The following is a 19,135-nucleotide window of genomic DNA, read 5'->3' as shown; positions in this document are numbered from 1 at the left end:
AGCAAAAGAAAAGCTGCAAAACGAGGCTGCAGCTTTTCTTTTACCACCTTTTACGAATAAAGAGGAGGTAAAGGAGAGGCAAGGGGATAAGGCGCGCTTATCCCGATGCTCAAATTAAGCTTTAAAATCTTTTAATTCATCACGTGTTGCAGGGATTTTGATTTCGCCCTTGATGATTTTTTGTTTCCATTCTTCCACTTTCTTTAATACATCTTTATCAAGGTTTTCCTTAGATGGAGAGATGTCAAGAGCGCCTTCTTTCAGACCGTATGTGATCACTTCGCCGCCAGGGAACTTACCATCTTTTGCTTTCGTTGTTAAGTCTTGTACCGCTGTGTCTACTTTCTTAACCATAGAAGTAAGAGTGACACTTTGTTTTGTTCCAGGTACTTTTCCTTCGTCATACTGGTCTTTATCTACACCGATGACCCAAACTTTACGGTTAGGATCTGCTTTTTTCAGGTTTTTCGCTTCTGTGAAGACACCCGTTCCAGTGCCGCCAGCAGCATGATAGATGATGTCGACGCCAGATTTGTACATGCTTTCAGCTGTTGCTTTACCGATGTCAGCCTTATCGAATGCACCAGCATATTTCACTTCAACTTTTGCTTTTGGGTTCGCTGCTTCAACACCTGCGCGGAAACCGACTTCGAATTTTCTGACTAATTCAGAATCAACGCCGCCGACAAAACCAATTTTGTTTGATTTTGTTGTAAGAGCAGCCGCAACACCCACAAGGAATGATCCTTCGTTTTCGTTAAATACGATGCTGGCCACGTTGTCTTTCTTCACGACTGCATCAACGATAGCAAAGTGGTTTTTCTTACGTTGATCCGCAATTTCAGAAATAGCATCTTCCATTAAGAAACCAATTCCGTAAATGAGATCGAATTTCTCACGAGCAAGTGTGTTTAAGTTTGTTGTATAGTCAGCATCTGATTTAGATTGTAAGTAATCAAAGCCGTTTTTACCTTTTTTTAGATTGTTGTCTTTCCCAAATGCTTGTAAACCTTCCCAAGCTGATTGGTTAAACGATTTGTCATCGACACCACCGACATCAGTTACCATTGCAACAGTGAATTGATCTTTATCTTTTTTGCTTTCACCGCTGTTTGAGCCAGAGTTGCCGCATGCTCCAAGGATGGTTCCTGCTGCTACGACTAAGGACAATGCTAGTCCAATTTTGCGCTTCTTCAAAACATAACCCCCTATAAAATTTAAAAGTTTCAGAAAAGTCTCGCGAAAAAAGACCGATCTATCTTCTTCTCACCCTAAAGAGGGTATTTTATCCTGCTTTCTCATGAAACTTATGGAGGACAGGAGAGAAGATGTAAGACATCAGACTTATATCTCGTTGAACTAATCAATCATAATTTATCATTTCCCATCGAATAAATAAATAGAAATTTGTTTTATTTTTAAAAAAATGTTAAATGGCTTTATTTGATGTCTTTTTATCTGCTGAAATATGATATAATGCCGCTTTTGTGATGTGCTCTATTACAGTAGAACCACTGATATCAAGGGGTTTGTTACATCGTATGCCATAAAAAAAACATCTGGCCTTTCGTGAAGGTCAGATGTAACAGTTTAAAGATATTGCTGAATCAAATTCATATTGCTCGTGTTCAGTTTATATTGGAAAACAGGACGTCCAATTGTCCCATAAGCCATTTCAACATCCACCACTTCGATGTCCTCAAGGAATTTCAAATATTTTCTAATGGAGACTTGAGAGATTTCTGTATGATTGGCTAGGTCTTCGGTCGTGAAAGCCTGCTGACCAAATGATTGAATGCTTGTCCATATGAGTTTGAGTGTGCTTTTGGTCAGGCCTTTTGGCAGGAGGACTTTTTCCGCCTCTGCTTTTTTATGAAAAAGCTTCGCATCTAAATCATTTTGCGAAATGCTGTTCATTGATTGATACAGGGCGTGTTTCCGTTTATACTCTGCCAGTGCTGATTGGAATCGTTCGAACTCAAAAGGTTTGATTAAATAATCTACCGCTCCGTTTCGCATCGTTTGCTGAACAACATCGACTTCATTGGCAGCCGAAATGACAATGACATCAACGGCATGATTTTGCTGGCGAATTTCTGTTAGTAATGCCAGCCCATTTTGACCTGGCATATAAATATCGAGCAGTACGAGGTGAATGACTTCTGTTTTTAACACTTCAAGCGCCTGCTGAAAAGAGGTGGCAATCCCCTTTAACTCAAAGCCATCGATTTGGGTCAGGTAGCGTTTGTTCAGCTCCCCAACCATTGGATCATCTTCTACTATTAACACATTAATCATGTGAATCCTCCTTTTGTTTATACGGAATGCGGAGACTAAAGGTCGTTCCTTCTCCTTTTTCACTCGTGACAATCATATGTCCATTCAATTTCTTGATGCTTTGGTCAACGAAGTAGAGTCCGAAACCTCGGTCTTCTCCTTTAGTTGAAAAGCCTTGATCAAACATGATGTCTTGTTCTTCTTTTGTGAGACCAACACCTGTGTCCGTGATTTCAATGTGAAGCTGCTCTTGAACGTATCTGAAGGAGATCGAGATGTTTTTCGTCTCAGTATGTGAAACCGCATCGAGTGCATTATTTAACAGGTTGCCAATCACGGTAATGAGGTCATGCGTCACTGCCGGGTCCTCCGTATTTGGCACCTGTGTGCTGCAAATAACCTCCAAGGAAGCGCCTTGTTCCCGGATATAGCTTTGTTTTCCTAGTAAAAATCCTGCTAAAACAGAGTTTTTCACATGGTTGATGATTTCATTTGTTTCCGTTTGCTGATAAATGGCAATATCTTTGATGTAGGTGCCAAGGTCATCGTAGTTTTTGAGCTGGACCAAACCTAAAATGACATGAAGCTTGTTCATAAATTCATGTGACTGGGCACGGAGGGCATTCGCATACATTTTGACCCCGCTAAGCTGCTCAGCCAGGTGTTTGACTTCTGTTTTGTCACGGAAGGTGGCGATGGCCCCGACAATCTCATCATTTACTGTAATTGGTACTTCATTAAAAACGAGCTCCAGTCCATTCATTCTCACGTCACGATCAAGCAGTGGCTTGCGTGTTTCAATGACCTGTTTTAAGCCGCTTGAAGGGAGGAGAGTTTGAACATCTTGTTCTCTAGGATCAACCATAATGCCCATATTATGAAAGAGTCGTTTTGCCTCTGCATTGGCCAGCTTGATTTTACCGTGCTGATCGACGGCAAGAATCCCTTCTTTTGTTGATTCTAGCATGGCACTTCGTTCTTTTAGCAAAGTGGCAATCTCATCCGGCTCAAGTCCAAACATAATCTTCTTCACTTTTCTTGCCACAATGAGTGCCCCGATGATGCCAGATAGGAGGCTGAGTGATGTGACGAAGTAGAGTGGAAGTAAGCTTTGATGAATAATCAAGTCAATTTCCTTTAACGTAATCCCTACGGCCACAGCCCCGAGCTGCTTACCATTTTGATCATAAACAGGAACAAAAGCACGCATGGATCTGCCGAGTGTTCCAGAAGCCGTACTAATATGTTCTTTTCCCTGTAATGCTGCTTTTTCATCACCGCCGGCAAACCGTTTCCCAATCTTCTGCGGATTCGGGTGTGTTTTGCGGATACCTTTCATATCCATGACGACAACGAATTCGGTTTTGGTGATTTGCTGAACATTTGTTGTATATTTTCGTAATGCTGAATATGAATGATCTTCTAATGATTGTGCTGTGATCGGTGCCTCTGCGACCATTTTGGCAGTAGAGAGAGCAATGTCACGCTCCTGTTGATGAATGTTCTTGGCTGTTTCCGACCATATCGTAAAGAATGTGATACAAAGGGAGATCAGGACAACGATACACACAAAGATCGTTAGCCGTGTTTGCAGTCTTAAAGTTTTTTTCACGAGTATACCCCTAACGCGCGATTTTTTTCGTAACAGTAATACTTTAACGGGAAAATGTAAGTTTGTGAAGGAATGTACGTGCAAAATCATAAATTTGCTTTTGCTGTCAGTTTACTTTGAAAGCATCTTGTCAATCCGTTTTAAGTGAGCCATAATAAATGTGAGCTTATGAGAAAGGAACTATTTATGAAAAATACATATTTGACTGGATATTTTCCGCTGATTTCAATCTTACTATTCAGCTCTGCTTTTTCGATTTTTACAGTAGGTATCACAACTGATTTCTTGACTCAAGCAGGTATTTTAAAAGGAATGCTGGAATTTTTCTCAGAACAGGGCATCCGTCTTGCTCTTTTTGCCGCTTTTGCACTTGTTTATTTTATGATCTTATCTGCCTTAAAACTGATTGCAGATACGGTATTAGAGCTGGCGTTACTCTTTTTCGCTAAGGACCCTGAAGGGGAGAACTTAAAGAAAATTCGGATTGCATCCGTTGTTTATTTATTTGCCAGCTTGCTTGCATTTCTGTTGACTCAGCAGCTCATTCTGCTAGTCGGACTTTTTGCATTAGCAAGTCTTGTCTATTTTATCTGGGTTGTGGTTCGCATTTATCAATCGCTTAATATGCTGAATTTGATTGGATTTATGATGTTTATTCTGCTGTTTTGGGCGACGTTTTTGATCGGTATTTTGTACTTATTTATTAAGCTTTATAACAGTGTGATGGCAAGTCTGCCTTCGTAAGCAGACAAAGAAAGCATCCTCCTATCATTGGAGGATGCTTTTTTTTATGAAAGAAACCGCTTTTGAATATCGGGTGTAGGCATCATACAAGATGTTTTTTGACCAAACCATTTGTAGCGATTTTTTGCAATCAGCTCATAAAACCAATCACGGAGTGGGCGAGGTATGGCCAGGAGTAAAAAGCTCCATCTGTAGATCCCTTTTAAATGCCGCGCGGCTTTTAAGATGCCTGTTGACTTCGTATAAAGTGTTCCTTTTTCAATATAAATGAATGAATTGAACTCTTCTAAAGGCAAACCGTTTTCCTTTAAAATACGCTGTCCTGTATCTGATTGTAATGAAGCGAACATCATCCGTTCTTTCGGATCGCGCTTAATCACAAATTGAACAGCGCCGCTGCACACGTTGCAGACACCGTCAAATAAAATTAAATGGGATGGATGTGTTGAATGCATCGCAATCAAACCTCCTGTTTATCTGGCGTATTGCATCGTATTTTTCCAAATACGTAAGTGCGGGCTTGAACGATAAATCGATTCAACCGTTCCTCTATCTCTTCCGACCCAGACACCCATTGTGTACTGATCTGTCAGTCCCACAAACCAAATATCTTTGTAGTCATTGGATGTCCCTGTTTTACCACCGATATAAGGGGCATTGAAATTCGCTTTTTTCCCTGTTCCACTTTTTACAACGGAGGAAAGCAGCTTACGCATCGTTTCATTTGTCCGCTGAGAATATACTTGCTTTGGCGACTCTTTCCACTTGTAAAGGGTCTTGCCGTTTAAGTCTGTCACTTTTGTGATCGAATGACTTTGTGTGTAGGCTCCTTGGTTGCCAAAAACGGTGTACGCATCTGTTATTTCTAGCGGTGAGAAGCCTTTCGTAAATCCGCCAAGTGCAGAAGGAAGGCGGTAATCATCTGCTACGATATGCTCGAATGAGAACTTCTCTAAATAGCTGAAGCCTTTTTTGACACCTACTGTATCCAGCATTCGGATCGCAGGGGTATTGTAAGAATTTTTAAAGGCTGTTTCAAGTGTGACTGTTCCATACGTTTTATGATTATAGTTCTGCGGGCAGTATCCGCTGCTGCAAAACTTGCCAGCACTGATGGTGCTTGAAGCTGTTGCGCCGGTTTGATCAATATAAGGCGCATAGTCTAAAAGCGGCTTAATCGCAGAGCCTGGCTGTCTTTGCGCTTGATAGGCGTAGTTGAAATCAAACTTTTTATAGTTTTTCCCGCCAGCAAGTGCAACAATTTGATGCGTTTCATGATTAATGACCGCTGATCCGCCTTCTACACCTTGGTAAGGCAATTGTGCATTGAGTTGATAGACAGCTCTTTGCTGTAAGGAAGGATCAAGTGCTGTATAAATCTTCACGCCATCCTGGAGCAGGGCACTGACCTTTTCAGATAATTCTTTTTGAATCGCTTTTTTCGCTTGAGCCGTTTTGGCCTTTTTCAATCGTTTTGTAAAGCCTTCCTGATCAGACACAAGATCGGTAAACTCTTCATTGGCATATGTCACATAGTCAGGGTAAAGGTTTTTCTTTTCACTTAAGGATAGGCTGATTTTTTCTTTGACGGCTTTTTTGTATTGCTTTTTGGTGATGACGCCATCTTTCTTCAAAATACCAAGCAGCCGTTCTTGGCGTTTCTTTGTGTGCTTGAACTGTTTTAATGGGTCATACAGTGTTGGGTTGTTTGGAATAGCAGAGATAAATGCCATTTGTGCGAGTGTTAAAGAACTAAGCGGCTTATCAAAATAGTAATTAGCCGCAGAACCGACACCGTAAACACCATTACTGAAATAAATCGTATTTAAATAGCTTTCGAGAATTTCATCTTTCGAGAATTTTCGCTCAAGTTCATAGGAATAGAGCAGCTCTGTAAACTTTCGGCTGAACGAACGTTCATGGCTTAAATATAAGTTACGGGACAGCTGCTGTGTGATCGTACTCGCTCCTTGGCTGATGCCATGGTTTTTGACGTTTGCAGCAAGGGCACGAACCACCCCCATAAAGTCAATGCCTTTATGGTCATAGAAGTTGCGGTCCTCTGATCGGAGGAACAGCTCCTTCACAGGTTCAGGAATTTTATCGTATTTCACGAACACTCGGTTCTCATCGTTTGAGACGATCTCGGAGATGAGAGAACCATCCCGGTCATACATATAACTGTTTTGGGAAAAATCTATCTTTTCCAGCTTGATTTTTTGATCAAGCACTTCGTTAACAGGCTTTACACTTGCAGCTTCTTCCTTTGATAGATAAAAAGTCAGAGCAAATAATGGGATGAGGGCAGCAAGTAATAACCAACCAATGATTGCACGAAACATGAGGTCACTCACTTTCTTCAATTTTCTAGCCATATCGTACCATTCTTTTGCGAATACGAGAAGGTTATTTTTAGAAAAGAATGGGCGTGAAGTCTAGTGAATAAGGCTTTTCTGCAAGAAAAAAAGAGTGTCTGAAGATGATCAGACACTCCTTTCCTTTGTCTTCGCATGCGAGCGGACCGCCCATAAAAATAAAGCGCCAAACAGAAAAATGCCGGCAGTGACATAAAAGACAGCTGGAATCCCGTAATGACTCGCCACAATGCCGCCGATTACCGGACCGACGACATTCCCAAGAAAGCGGAAGCTGACATTGTATCCGAGCACTTCCCCTTGCATAGAAGCAGGTGCTTTTATCCGAATATACGCCGTCGTACACGGAATAATGCCGCCAAGTGCCATGCCGTATAGGAAACGGAAAATGACTAACATCACGTACGAATCCGCCATCGCTTGCGGGATGAATAAAATAGAGGAGAGGATGAGAAGGGCTAGCAGCACCTTGTCATGACCAATTCGATCTCCGAGATCTCCCCATTTTCGCGTAAACAGCAAATTGCCAAGTCCAGTTGCAGAAAATGCAAGCCCCGCATAAAAAGCGAGATTGACAGGACCATGTAAATCATGAATGTATAAAGCCAAAAGCGGCTGAATGCTAAAGTTCCCTACTTGTGTAATAAACGTTAAAAGCATCGTGACTATAAGTAAAGGCTGTTTGAAAATGTGAAAGAGTACATCCTTCCGTGAGTAAGAAACACGCTTTGCTTCTTTTGACCGGATCGGCTGTTCCTTCACTCCGAAGATAATCACAATAGCTGACACATAAATGACAGCCGCTGTGAGGAAAAACGTATAAATAAATCCGACGCTGTCTGCCATGAATCCGCCCATTAATGGACCAAACAATCCTCCGGCGACATTACTCATCTGCATCGTTCCAAGGGTTTTACCGGCAGTTGCCTTTTCGGTCTGTGCAGAAATCAGTGCCATGGAAGTCGAGATAAAGCCTGTGACAAGCCCCATGAAGAGCCTTAATGCGAATAGCTGATACACGGTGTGCACAAGCCCCATTAATAGAATACTTGTGGCGATGCCAATACCGTTAATTAATAATATCTTTTTATAGCCATGCCGGTCGCCAATCCGCCCCCAAATTGGAGAGATCAGGAAGGCCGTTAAAAACGTGACCCCAAAGACATAGCCGCTCCATCTTTGAACAAATTCATTTGAATAGCTGCTATCAAGAGATTCTATGTAAAGTGATAAAAAAGGGACGATCATTGTAATGCTCGCAGATACAAAAAAGTTCACAAACCACATGATGTACAAGTTTTTCTTCCTGTTTGTGATAGAGACCACCTTCTTTATTTATTTCGTGTTCCTTAATAATTATAAAGGAAAATAAACGATCTTTCATCAGATGAATAGGTTGGGCGTAGTGAATCTGCATTATTTTCACGAAAATGAAGTGATTTCAAGGTCCACCTTAATATAATGGTATGAGAATGAAAACTGACGAAAAAGTGAGGTGAAACTGGTGGAACAGAAGACGGTGCTTGTGGTCGATTTTGAATTTACGATGCCTGATGGAAAATATCATCCACAAAACTTTTTTCCTGAAATTATTGAAGCTGGGGTAGTGAAAGCAGCAGATGAAACGATCATAGACACATTCTCCAGCTACGTCAAACCGAAAAAGTTCCCAAAGCTGACGAAGCGCTGTAAATCATTCCTCGGAATTACGCAGGAGGATGTAGAGAGCGGGATTTCATTTGAGGTGTTTATCGAGAAGCTCGTAGCACTTGATGGGGGAGAGAATTGTGAGATTATTACGTGGGGCAACATGGACATGAAGGTATTGAAGCAAAATTGTATGCTTAATCATATTAGCTTTCCTTTTAAGGGGAAACTGAGGGATCTTGCCTTTGAATATAAAACCTTTTTTGGTGACCGCACACTGACAGGGCTTCGAAAAGCGGCAAAGGAATACGGCAGTGAAGGAGCTGGTAAGCATCATAAAGCACTCGATGATGCTATGACGACTTATCAGCTGTTAACCCTTTTTGAAAAAGACAGAGCCTATGTGGAAAATCCGCAAACAACCAAAATTGGTGAGCTGATCGATTTCTCACATTTTTTTGATTCGGCTGATTAGCGGACGTCTTCTGGAAAATAATCTTTCTCAAGAGAAGATAGGCACGCTCTTGATTTTTCAGCCCATTTGGAATCATCCGCATGGAGTGCTTGTTTCAATTTATCTACAGCTTCTTTCAGTGACTCTTCATAATCAGGTATATCGCCATCATAAGGTTTCACCATATGATGAGGGATATTGGTCTGTTCTCTATAGGCCAAAGCCCGCCTCTCCTGGAAAAAAGGCACGTCTGCTTCTTTCGGATGATGCAGGTCGCCTTGAGTGGGATGTGTCAGAATGGCTTTTACTTGAACGAGATAGGTCGATGGTTTCACTGCTGTCACTTCCCCAACGTATACACCTGTTTTATAAAAACCTTTCACAACTTGTCCAATTTGAATGTCTGTCATGTGAAATTCCTCCATTTCCTTCTCATAGGAAGGTATTTCATTTCTTTTAGCCAATATAGTGAAGTAAACGAGCAAAAGGGGGAATGGCGAGATGTCATTCATCGTACTTTTTCTACTATATTTTCCTGAAGATAAAAGGGAGTACATCCCGGCGGCGATCACCACGGTGATGTTCTTTATTGCTGCGTTTATTTGTTTTCGTCTCATCGTGCGTGCGTCTAAGAAGCAGGAGCGGATAGATGAAAAAAGAACAAAAAAAATGGATTAATCATTTTCTTCTTGTATCTTCAGGAAATTTTACGGTGACGGTTGTTCCAGACTGCAGCGAGCTTTTGAAACGTATGGTTCCATGGTGATTTTCAATAATTGAAAAAGTCACTGTCAGCCCAAGCCCAGTTCCTTTGTTTTTCAAGGTGTAATACGGTTCGCCAAGCTTTTTCATTTGGCTTTCTGTCATACCTACACCATTATCAACGAAATAAAGGCAGATTTTATGATTTTCTTTCGAAGCAAAAAGTTCAACCTTCCCTTCATGTTCGGGAGCCGCTTCTATCGCATTTTTGATTAAATTAATCATGACTTGCTTGATCTTCGTTACGTCACCTTGAATGTATAAGTCAGGTTCAATGGATTGATGAATCGTGACCGATTTAAAATTCGCATAGGATGTCATCAGTGAAGCACATTCCTCAAGTAATTTAGATAGATTGAGTGATTCAATTTGATAATAGTTTTGTTTTGCAATGTCAAGATAACTCGTGATAATGTCCTGCGCCCGGTCTAATTCGGATAGAACGAGATTTTTATAATCTTTATTGGCAGGCGGCTCTTTCGTATGATCACTCGAAAAGAGCAATTGAATAAACCCTCTCACAACTGTCAGCGGATTGCGTACTTCATGGGCGACACTTGCAGCAAGTTCACTTACAATGGTCAGTTTTTCTGACTGGACAAGCTGTGTTCTCATTTCCGCATTTTCTTTAACGAATTCAATGGAATAGATACTGAGCACAAGAAAGAATATGTAGTAAAGAGTTGAGAAAAATAACTCAAGGAGCTTTTGCTGCATAATAAAAGCTGGGCTGTATTCCAGTAAGCTGACCGCAAGCAGTCCAATGTAAATAAAGAATCCTTTGGATAAACCGATAAGCACTCCGTAAAAAAGCTTATTTGGCTTCGAATATTGATGCCATTTTCGGTAGAACAGGAACGGGATGAAAAAGTAAATTGGGACAACAATGAGTCCAATCCATAAGAAAGAGCCATACATCACGAATTTGACAATGATGCTTATCAAGATGGCAACGCTCCCCGCCATGTATCCTCCGTATAAAATAGCAAGTACAAGGGGAATGGATTGAAGCCCAGTCTGCAAATCTAAAATCGAACCAACTGGATACATAATACATAGTGCTGAAGAGATGGATGCGAATACTGTGATGAGCAGTTTATTCGTTTTTGGGAAATGAGCAGGGGTCCGGCTTAGCCATAGCGCATGATATAAAAAAATTGGAAATAGAATAAAAGATACATGGAGCAGAAAATCCTTGAACATTTCCATTTAAATGCTCTCCTCGTAAATAATAGTAATTCCTCTCATTATATCATTTCATGTACAAAGTAGATATGATAAAAGGAGGGTTTTTTTCTTTAAAAAGAACACCCGTTAGGATGTTCTTTCTACCGTATAGATCTTATTCAGCTGATGGTGTGAACGCTTGATGAAGACGTTTCAGTCCTTCTTTGACTGTTGAAGCAGGACAGCCGAGATTCATCCGAATAAAGCCGTCTCCTTCGTGTCCGTACACGTGGCCAAGCTCTAGGATCACTTTCCCTTTCTTTAGCAGATTCCGCTTTAATTCCGCTTGACTGAATTGATAATCCCGAATGTCCAGCCACAATAAATAAGAAGCATCTGGTTTCATATAACGCATATTTGGAAGATATTCGTCAATATAGTCCATCGCCATCTTCATATTGCCTTCGAGATAAAGAACAAGGGCATCAAGCCACTCATCCCCGTGGCAGTATGCTGCTTCCATCGCTGGAATCGCAAATGCATTCAGTTTGGACAGTCCGTTTCTTTGCAATTCATTGGTGAAAAGGGTTCTTTTTTCTTCATCTGAAATGATAATTGCAGACGCCTGCAAACCCGCTAGATTAAAGGTTTTACTCGGCGCAATACACGTTACCGTGATATGTGCAATGTCGTCAGAAAGGCTGGCGAAGGGAACATGCTGCTTCCCATAAAGCATCAAATCAGAATGAATCTCATCTGAAACGACTGTGACTCCATGCTTCACACAGAGGTCTCCAACTCGCTTTAATTCCTCTTTTGTCCACGCTCTTCCAGACGGATTATGCGGATGGCATAGGAACATGAGCTTTGCTTGTGGTCTGCTCAGTTTTTTCTCTAAATCATCAAAATCCATCATATAACGGTTGTTTTCTATTTTTAAAGGATTGGTTGAGACTGTACGTCCATTTCGCTCAATCATTTGATAAAAAGGTGTATACACTGGTGACTGTATAACTACTTCGTCATGCGGTGCTGTAAAGGCTTGAACAGCAAAACTAAGGGCCGTTACGATGCCTGGTGTAAAAGTGACCGCTTCTGTCTGAATGGTCCATCCGTGTCTTCTTTTGAGCCATCCAGCTACTGCCTGCTGCGTATCCTGATCTTGAAATGCATAGCCAAATACACCATGGTCTAATCGCTCTTTCAATGCATCAAGGACGACCTGCGGCGCTTTAAAATCCATATCGGCCACCCACATCGGGAGGGCATCTGTTGTCAGGAACAAAGACTCTGCTTGATCCCATTTCACTGATTTTGAACCTTTACGTATGATCTGTTCGTCGAAATTCATGAAACCCACCTCTAGCTGTTTTTCAACCATTCTTGGTTGTGCTAAAATAAACATCACAAAATTTATTATAAGCGGTGATACCGATGAAAGATAGTCAAGCTGTAGAAGAGATGATTCAATTCATTAAGGCATGGGACCCTTTTCATTATGGAGAGGATTTTTATGAAACGGAGCCTGCTGACGTCATCAGTGCATTATACGACGCAGAAGACCCGTTATCTTTAGCAAAAGAGATTCAAGCCATCTACCATCACTCATTTGAACAGCTTCTTCCGATAGAGAGCTGTCAGCATATAGCAAATCAGCTTTTTGTCTTGCGAGACAGCAGCTCCTGTTCACGCTAAGACAGGCTGAAATGTCCGATTTGATCAGACACAAAGACCGGATTTTCCTCAGGAATGAGGTGCCCGGTTTTTTTTAATGCATGTAAGGTCGAATTCGGCAGATCTTTGTGCAGTCTTTCGCCTATTTGAATGGGAACGATTCGATCTTCCTCGCCCCAAATAAGCAGCACGGGTGTTTCCATTTTCTTTAAAACGTCCGAGGTTAAATCTCCTTCCCGGTGCCGAATCAAACGAAATATTCCCCGAAAGATTTGATCATCTGAAAACGGTTTTAAATATCCGTCGACCATCTCTTGATCAATGATGGAGTGATCATGCACAACGGCAGTTAAATTTTTCATAATGCCCTGCTTTAAAAGCTTTCTTTTTAGATACAGATAAAAATAAGGAATATATGTGCTGTAAACAAGTGATCTTTTTGACTTATTCAAATATCCAGAGCTGCATAAAAGAACCGCCTTTTCAAATAGGTCCGGCCGCTCAGTGGCAGCGTATAAGGCAATCTGTCCTCCCATTGAATGGCCTACTAGAATCGCATGCTGAATCTGTAAATAACCAGCTAGCTCAATAATAATTTTTCCCATGTTGCGATAGCTGTAAATAAACGTATTCGACTTCTCGGACTGTCCAAATGGCGGCAGATCTATCGCAATTAAATTGAAGTCCTGCTTTAGAAGCGGAATGAGTTTTCGATAGCTGAAGGTAGAAGAGAAGAGACCGTGAATTAAGATCAATGTCTTCTTGCCCTCATTTGGATAGTGCTCGTAATAGATGTCTAAACCGAATGTACTTTTCATATAAGCTGGCTGAACAATGTCCACATTCTTCACTCCGATACTTGATACTCTCTCTGTTAGGTGACTGTATTGTACCCTAAAAAGTGGATTTTAAGCTATCATTAGAATCTTTTCCCTGCTTAGCATAATGGGAAAAACGTGCTATAATGTTCAGAAGATTTTTTAAAACTAGCTTTTATAATCTGAGGTGTGAAATCAAATGAAACTAACAGAAAAAGAAACTGAAATATTAGAGATTTTAGATGAAAACAGCCGCGCCGATTTAAATACAATAGCAAAAATGGCAGGCGTGACAACAGAAGAAGCCGAAGCCATCATTCAAAAACTTGAAGATCAAAAAGTTATTATTGATTATTCAACTATGATTGACTGGCGAAAAGTGGATGGCCATGAAGGCGTTACAGCAATGATTGATGTAAAAGTGACACCAAAAAGAGGCGTCGGATTTGATGAAATTGCTGAACGGATTTATCGGTTTCAGGAAGTGGAGTCTGTCTATCTCATGTCAGGTGTTTATGATCTTTCCGTTGTGATCCGCGGAAGATCAATGTCTGATATTGCCCGCTTCGTATCTGAAAAATTATCGACACTTGATTCCGTTGTTTCAACAACTACCCACTTTATTTTGAAAAGATATAAACATGATGGGAAAGTGTTTGAAACAGGAGACGATGACAAAAGAATCGTGGTGTCTCCTTAAATGAAAAAGTCTTATTTATCTGAAACGGTACAAAGCATTCAGCCGTCAGGTATTCGGAAATTCTTTGATTTGGCTGCCACAATGGAAGGGGTTATCTCCCTTGGTGTCGGTGAGCCGGATTTTGTGACAGCTTGGAATGTCAGAGAAGCAAGTATTATGTCATTAGAACAAGGACTGACCTCCTATACGGCGAATGCAGGTTTAATCTCTTTGCGAAAAGAACTGAGCCACTATTTATATAAGCGGTTTCACATTGACTACAGTCCAGAAGAAGAACTCATTATCACAGTTGGCGGAAGCCAGGCACTTGATTTGGCCTTTCGTGCGATATTAAACAGCGGGGATGAAGTGATCATTCCAGAGCCTTGTTTCGTAGCATACGGGGCGCTTACGACACTTGCAGGCGGAGTGCCTGTCTATTTAAGTACATCCGCTGAAAAAGATTTCAAAGCGGATTCTGCTGATCTTCGCACAAAGCTGACGCCGAAGACAAAAGCCATTTTGCTTTGCTCGCCATCAAATCCAACGGGGTCTGTTTATTCAAAGGAAGAGCTAGAAGATATTGCTCAATTTGCGAAAGAGAATGATCTGCTCATTATTACGGATGAGATTTATGCAGAGCTGACATACGATGAAGCTTTTACAAGCGTGGCGGCTATACAGGATATGAAAGAAAGAACGATCTTGATTTCAGGCTTTTCTAAAGGGTTTGCCATGACGGGTTGGCGCTTAGGATATGTGGCAGCACCACCTGTACTGCGCGATGCCATGCTGAAAATACATCAATATTCTATGATGTGCGCGCCGGCGATGGCACAATATGCGGCAGAAGAAGCATTAAAAAATGGGCTTGAAGATGTAGAGAAAATGAAGAAAAGCTATAGAAGACGCCGTAATTTGTTTGTCGGCTCCCTGAATGAACTAGGCCTCGCATGCCACCAGCCAAACGGAGCATTTTACGCGTTCCCATCGATTAAAAGCACAGGCATGACATCAGAACAATTTGCTGAGGAGCTGCTCCTAAGTGAAAAAGTCGCTGTTGTTCCTGGGAATGTATTCGGACCGAGCGGTGAGGGTCATATTCGCTGTTCATACGCTTCATCACTTGATCATCTTCAGGAATCACTTTCAAGAATTCAGCGCTTTTTGCAGGCTCGACAAGTGAAGGAAGAAGCATCAGCCATTTTAAAATAAAAAAAGGCATCAATCCAAATGGACTCATGCCTCACAAATTAGGGGGGAATACTAGAAAGCATTCTTGTTTTCAGGTATTCCCCCTTTTGATCTAATCTAAACCCATTTAAAAAATATTTTGCGTAACTGCCCGTTCTGTGATATAGTTTTTAATTGCGTATAAACGAATATTAAAACATTTATTTAGGAGTTGTTATCATGGCGACAAAGTTTGAAGTAGGCAGTGTTTACACTGGTAAAGTAACAGGATTACAAGCGTATGGTGCGTTTGTTGCATTAGATGAAGAAACTCAAGGACTTGTGCATATTTCTGAAGTAACACATGGCTTTGTAAAAGACATCAACGAGCACCTTTCAATTGGTGACGAAGTACAAGTAAAAGTTCTTTCTGTTGATGAAAATGCAGGTAAAATCAGCCTTTCTATCCGTGCGACACAAGAAGCACCTGAAAGAAAAGAAAGCAAACCAAAGAAACAAAGACCACAGCAAGTGAAAGAAGAAGCTGCTGCACCACAAGGTTTCAATACGCTTAAAGATAAACTTGAAGAGTGGATTGAGCAATCAAACCGTAAAGACCTTATCAAGAAATAATAAAAAAGCACCGCTTCAAACGGTGCCTTAGATTGTTGACAAAGGGCTAAAATGATCTTTATTTTAGCCCTTTGTCTTTTTTTTCAGCGTGATAGAAAACCTTTGAAGTCTAGGAAGGGCGAGTACTGCTGGAGCGGAGCGAATTTAGAATTCGTGAGCACCAGCGCGCAGACCTGACAAAGAATGCGTGGGTTTGTCTACACGCTGAGGCTGCCTCATGTAGGCAGCCTTTTTTATGTCCTTTTATTTAACGAACCTCTGGATTCGGCTCGTCACGGCGAACAGCTTCTTCGCTTGGCTTGAACAACAGACCAAGGTTGACAAGACCTGCAATTCCAACAAGACCATAAATAATACGTGATAATGCAGAACCTTGTCCGCCAAAGATCGCTGCTACTAAGTCAAATTGAAAAAAGCCGATTAGTCCCCAGTTAATAGCACCGATAATCGTGAGCACGAGGGCAATACGCTGAATAGCACTCATCGTGATTCCTCCTTTCGCTACAGCATCAATACATTTATATTTTGCAGATTTTTAGCCAAACTATGCGTAAGAAAATGGATGAAAGCAAATTACTTTACTTTTGGAATGAATGAGGCGCATAATGTAGCGCGAGGAGGAGATCACATGGATCGATTTACTTATTGGAACCCAACGAAATTAATTTTTGGAAAGGGAGAAGTATCAGCCCTTTCAGATGAACTCAAACACTACGGAAAAAACGTATTACTTGTATATGGTGGAGGCAGTATTAAACGAAACGGCCTTTATGACCAAGTTGTCAGTATTCTAAAAGAATCAGGAGCTGCCATCACTGAACTTGCTGGCGTAGAGCCAAACCCGCGCTTAACAACAGTAAGAAAAGGGGTCGAGCTTTGCAAAGAGAACGATATTGATTTTATTTTGGCAGTTGGCGGCGGCAGTGTCATTGATGCGACAAAAGCCATCGCAGCTGGTGCGAAGTACGATGGAGATGCTTGGGATATCGTGACACGTAAGCACGTTCCTATGGAAGCTATTCCGTTCGGTACTGTGTTGACACTTGCCGCAACAGGCTCTGAAATGAACTCTGGATCAGTTATCACAAACTGGGAAACAAATGAGAAGTATGGCTGGGGAAGTCCAGCAGTTTTCCCGAAATTCTCTATTCTGGATCCAGTCAACACATTCACTGTGCCTAAAAACCATACGATTTATGGCATGGTTGACATGATGTCACATGTGTTCGAACAATATTTCCATCACACAGAAAATACACCTTATCAAGATCGTATGTGTGAAGGACTTCTTCGCACTGTCATTGAAACGGCACCGAAGTTGATCAATGATTTAGAGAACTACGAGCTGCGTGAAACCATTTTATTCACTGGCACAATTGCGCTTAATGGAATGCTTTCAATGGGGGCACGTGGTGACTGGGCATCTCATAACATTGAGCACGCAGTATCTGCTGTCTATGATATTCCTCATGCAGGCGGACTTGCGATCTTGTTCCCGAACTGGATGAAACATGTCATTCAAGAAAACCCAGGCCGTTTTAAACAATTAGCGGTGCGTGTATTTGATGTAGATCCTGCGGGCAAAACAGATGAAGAAGTCGGCTTAGAAGGAATCGACAAGCTGTCAGCTTTCTGGACAAGTCTTGGTGCGCCAAGCCGTTTAGCGGATTATGATATCAACGATGAGAAAATTGATTTAATTGCAGACCGTGCAATGGCACGCGGTGAATTTGGTCAATTTAAAAAGCTAAACAAAGAAGATGTTTTAGCCATTCTGAACGCTTCTTTATAATTGAACAACAAAAGATAGCTGCTTGCGGGCAGTTATCTTTTTTTGAGTTCATCGTGTACATATGTTACAGTAGTCTTTCATGTTTTTGGATATATTCGTTGTAAGGAGATGTTTCAACAGATGGAGAATTTTATTTACTACAATCCAACAAAATTGATGTTTGGAAAAGGACAACTAGAAGGACTCAAAAGCGAACTCGCTCGTTATGGAAAACGAGTGTTACTTGTATATGGCGGCGGCAGCATTAAGAAAAATGGTCTTTATGACAATGTCATCCGTGCGTTAAATGAAGCAGATGCCGAAGTGTTTGAGCTGTCTGGCGTTGAACCAAACCCGCGCCTCACAACAGTGAAAAAGGGAATCGATATCTGCCAAAAAGAGAACATTGATTTCTTATTAGCCGTTGGCGGCGGGAGTGTGATCGACTGTACAAAAGCAATTGCAGCCGGAGCAGAGTACGACGGTGATGTGTGGGATATTATTTCAAAGAAAACAACCGCTCAAAAAGCTTTGCCGTTTGGCACAGTGCTGACACTTGCGGCAACTGGTTCAGAAATGAACCCGGACTCTGTCATCACAAACTGGGAAACGAATGAAAAATATGTGTGGGGCAGCTCAGTCACTCACCCTGCTTTTTCGATTCTAGACCCTGAGCATACGTATTCTGTGCCAGAAAACCAGACAGTGTATGGTATGGTCGATATGATGAGCCACGTTTTTGAGCAATACTTCCATAATGTAAAAAACACGCCTTTACAGGATCGGATGTGTTTTGCTGTTCTTCAAACGGTCATCGAGACAGCACCAAAACTGCTGGAGGACTTACAAAACTATGAGCATCGTGAAACCATTCTTTATGCAGGAACAATTGCTTTAAATGGCACGCTGCAAATGGGTTACTTTGGCGACTGGGCGTCCCATACGATTGAGCATGCTGTATCGGCTGTCTATGACATTCCGCATGCAGGCGGGCTTGCTATCCTCTTCCCAAACTGGATGCGCCACACACTCGATCATAATGTCGAACGCTTTAAAAACCTTATGCTGAACATGTTTGATATCGAAACAGAAGGAAAGTCAGATCGTGACATCGCATTAGAAGGAATCGACAAACTGTCAGCGTTCTGGACAAGCCTTGGTGCACCAAGCCGTTTAGCTGATTATGACATTGGTGAGGATCAGCTGGACAAAATTGCTGACATTGCAGCAAAAGAAATGGAATATGGTGGTTTTGGAAACTTTATGAAACTTAACCGTGATGACATTCTATCGATTTTGAAAGCTTCTTTATAATTCAGATTGCCGCTTCTCCGAATGAGAAGCGGCTT

The 19,135-nt window shown here is 41.5% G+C and carries 20 protein-coding genes; 9 read left to right on the top strand and 11 right to left on the bottom strand.

What is annotated here, in order from left to right; genetic code table 11:
* Nucleotides 1–114: 114 nt before the first annotated feature.
* From ACN6NB_RS14575 to malK, 3 genes are all read right to left on the bottom strand, one after another.
* Nucleotides 115–1,197, bottom strand: coding sequence for a BMP family lipoprotein (locus tag ACN6NB_RS14575; RefSeq protein WP_039181096.1), 1,083 nt, complete (start codon nt 1,195–1,197; stop codon nt 115–117).
* 393 nt (nt 1,198–1,590) lie between these two features.
* Complete coding sequence (locus ACN6NB_RS14570; protein ID WP_024423307.1) at nt 1,591–2,298, bottom strand: response regulator; 708 nt, start codon at nt 2,296–2,298, stop codon at nt 1,591–1,593.
* Complete coding sequence (gene malK / locus ACN6NB_RS14565; protein WP_064498103.1) at nt 2,291–3,889, bottom strand: malate sensor histidine kinase MalK; 1,599 nt, start codon at nt 3,887–3,889, stop codon at nt 2,291–2,293. Before malK ends, ACN6NB_RS14570 begins: the two co-directional genes overlap by 8 nt.
* Before the next feature lie 186 nt (nt 3,890–4,075).
* Between malK and ACN6NB_RS14560 the strand changes: the two genes are divergently transcribed.
* Nucleotides 4,076–4,633: a YufK family protein gene (locus tag ACN6NB_RS14560; RefSeq protein ID WP_039181089.1), complete on the top strand. Its 558-nt coding sequence runs from the start codon at nt 4,076–4,078 to the stop codon at nt 4,631–4,633.
* A gap of 44 nt (nt 4,634–4,677) precedes the next feature.
* Here ACN6NB_RS14560 and ACN6NB_RS14555 read toward each other — a convergent pair whose 3' ends face one another.
* The 3 genes from ACN6NB_RS14555 to ACN6NB_RS14545 form a co-directional block, all read right to left on the bottom strand.
* A complete protein-coding gene (locus ACN6NB_RS14555; protein WP_039181086.1) occupies nt 4,678–5,088 on the bottom strand; it encodes a thiol-disulfide oxidoreductase DCC family protein in 411 nt (136 codons plus the stop codon).
* Nucleotides 5,089–5,106: 18 nt separating this feature from the next.
* Nucleotides 5,107–7,008 (bottom strand): transglycosylase domain-containing protein, encoded by a 1,902-nt coding sequence (locus ACN6NB_RS14550; protein WP_126682266.1) that lies wholly within the window; start codon nt 7,006–7,008, stop codon nt 5,107–5,109.
* A gap of 108 nt (nt 7,009–7,116) precedes the next feature.
* Complete coding sequence (locus ACN6NB_RS14545) at nt 7,117–8,295, bottom strand: MFS transporter (protein ID WP_221885112.1); 1,179 nt, start codon at nt 8,293–8,295, stop codon at nt 7,117–7,119.
* Nucleotides 8,296–8,512: 217 nt separating this feature from the next.
* On the opposite strand from ACN6NB_RS14545, the gene kapD reads away from it, so the two are divergent.
* On the top strand, nt 8,513–9,130 hold the full coding sequence (kapD, locus tag ACN6NB_RS14540) for a 3'-5' exonuclease KapD (RefSeq protein WP_048237312.1): 618 nt from the start codon (nt 8,513–8,515) through the stop codon (nt 9,128–9,130).
* Here kapD and kapB read toward each other — a convergent pair.
* On the bottom strand, nt 9,127–9,519 hold the full coding sequence (gene kapB, locus ACN6NB_RS14535; protein ID WP_126682265.1) for a kinase-associated lipoprotein KapB: 393 nt from the start codon (nt 9,517–9,519) through the stop codon (nt 9,127–9,129). The genes kapD and kapB overlap by 4 nt on opposite strands.
* A 91-nt stretch (nt 9,520–9,610) precedes the next feature.
* On the opposite strand from kapB, the gene ACN6NB_RS14530 reads away from it, so the two are divergent.
* A complete protein-coding gene (locus ACN6NB_RS14530) occupies nt 9,611–9,787 on the top strand; it encodes a hypothetical protein (RefSeq protein WP_180272437.1) in 177 nt (58 codons plus the stop codon).
* Here ACN6NB_RS14530 and ACN6NB_RS14525 read toward each other — a convergent pair whose 3' ends face one another.
* Nucleotides 9,788–11,080 (bottom strand): sensor histidine kinase, encoded by a 1,293-nt coding sequence (locus ACN6NB_RS14525; RefSeq protein ID WP_047203298.1) that lies wholly within the window; start codon nt 11,078–11,080, stop codon nt 9,788–9,790.
* A gap of 133 nt (nt 11,081–11,213) precedes the next feature.
* Nucleotides 11,214–12,389: a MalY/PatB family protein gene (locus tag ACN6NB_RS14520; protein ID WP_099663611.1), complete on the bottom strand. Its 1,176-nt coding sequence runs from the start codon at nt 12,387–12,389 to the stop codon at nt 11,214–11,216.
* Between the two features lie 83 nt (nt 12,390–12,472).
* On the opposite strand from ACN6NB_RS14520, the gene ACN6NB_RS14515 reads away from it, so the two are divergent.
* The gene (locus tag ACN6NB_RS14515) at nt 12,473–12,733 is read left to right on the top strand and encodes a YugE family protein (protein ID WP_039181076.1); all 261 of its coding nucleotides are present in this window, start codon (nt 12,473–12,475) and stop codon (nt 12,731–12,733) included.
* Here ACN6NB_RS14515 and ACN6NB_RS14510 read toward each other — a convergent pair.
* Nucleotides 12,730–13,554: an alpha/beta fold hydrolase gene (locus tag ACN6NB_RS14510; RefSeq protein WP_024425926.1), complete on the bottom strand. Its 825-nt coding sequence runs from the start codon at nt 13,552–13,554 to the stop codon at nt 12,730–12,732. The genes ACN6NB_RS14515 and ACN6NB_RS14510 overlap by 4 nt on opposite strands.
* Before the next feature lie 175 nt (nt 13,555–13,729).
* Here ACN6NB_RS14510 and ACN6NB_RS14505 point away from each other — a divergent pair, with 175 nt between their 5' ends.
* The 3 genes from ACN6NB_RS14505 to yugI all read left to right on the top strand — a co-directional run bounded on the left by ACN6NB_RS14505 (nt 13,730) and on the right by yugI (nt 16,015).
* Nucleotides 13,730–14,230, top strand: coding sequence for an Lrp/AsnC family transcriptional regulator (locus tag ACN6NB_RS14505; protein WP_003213765.1), 501 nt, complete (start codon nt 13,730–13,732; stop codon nt 14,228–14,230).
* Complete coding sequence (locus ACN6NB_RS14500; protein ID WP_366206339.1) at nt 14,231–15,424, top strand: aminotransferase; 1,194 nt, start codon at nt 14,231–14,233, stop codon at nt 15,422–15,424.
* 198 nt (nt 15,425–15,622) lie between these two features.
* The gene (gene yugI, locus ACN6NB_RS14495; protein WP_008345795.1) at nt 15,623–16,015 is read left to right on the top strand and encodes a S1 domain-containing post-transcriptional regulator GSP13; all 393 of its coding nucleotides are present in this window, start codon (nt 15,623–15,625) and stop codon (nt 16,013–16,015) included.
* Between the two features lie 247 nt (nt 16,016–16,262).
* On the opposite strand, the gene ACN6NB_RS14490 is transcribed toward yugI, so the two are convergent.
* Nucleotides 16,263–16,499 (bottom strand): DUF378 domain-containing protein, encoded by a 237-nt coding sequence (locus ACN6NB_RS14490; RefSeq protein WP_003212952.1) that lies wholly within the window; start codon nt 16,497–16,499, stop codon nt 16,263–16,265.
* Nucleotides 16,500–16,643: 144 nt separating this feature from the next.
* Here ACN6NB_RS14490 and ACN6NB_RS14485 point away from each other — a divergent pair, with 144 nt between their 5' ends.
* Nucleotides 16,644–17,807, top strand: a complete 1,164-nt coding sequence (locus ACN6NB_RS14485; protein WP_034282535.1) for an iron-containing alcohol dehydrogenase — start codon at nt 16,644–16,646, stop codon at nt 17,805–17,807.
* Nucleotides 17,808–17,927: 120 nt separating this feature from the next.
* Nucleotides 17,928–19,100, top strand: a complete 1,173-nt coding sequence (locus ACN6NB_RS14480; protein ID WP_047203925.1) for an iron-containing alcohol dehydrogenase — start codon at nt 17,928–17,930, stop codon at nt 19,098–19,100.
* Nucleotides 19,101–19,135: the final 35 nt, after the last annotated feature.

It is taken from the genome of Bacillus sp. 11B20, from assembly GCF_056098985.1.
Note: the sequence above shows the minus strand (reverse complement) of the source record. Positions and strands in the feature narration are given on the sequence as shown.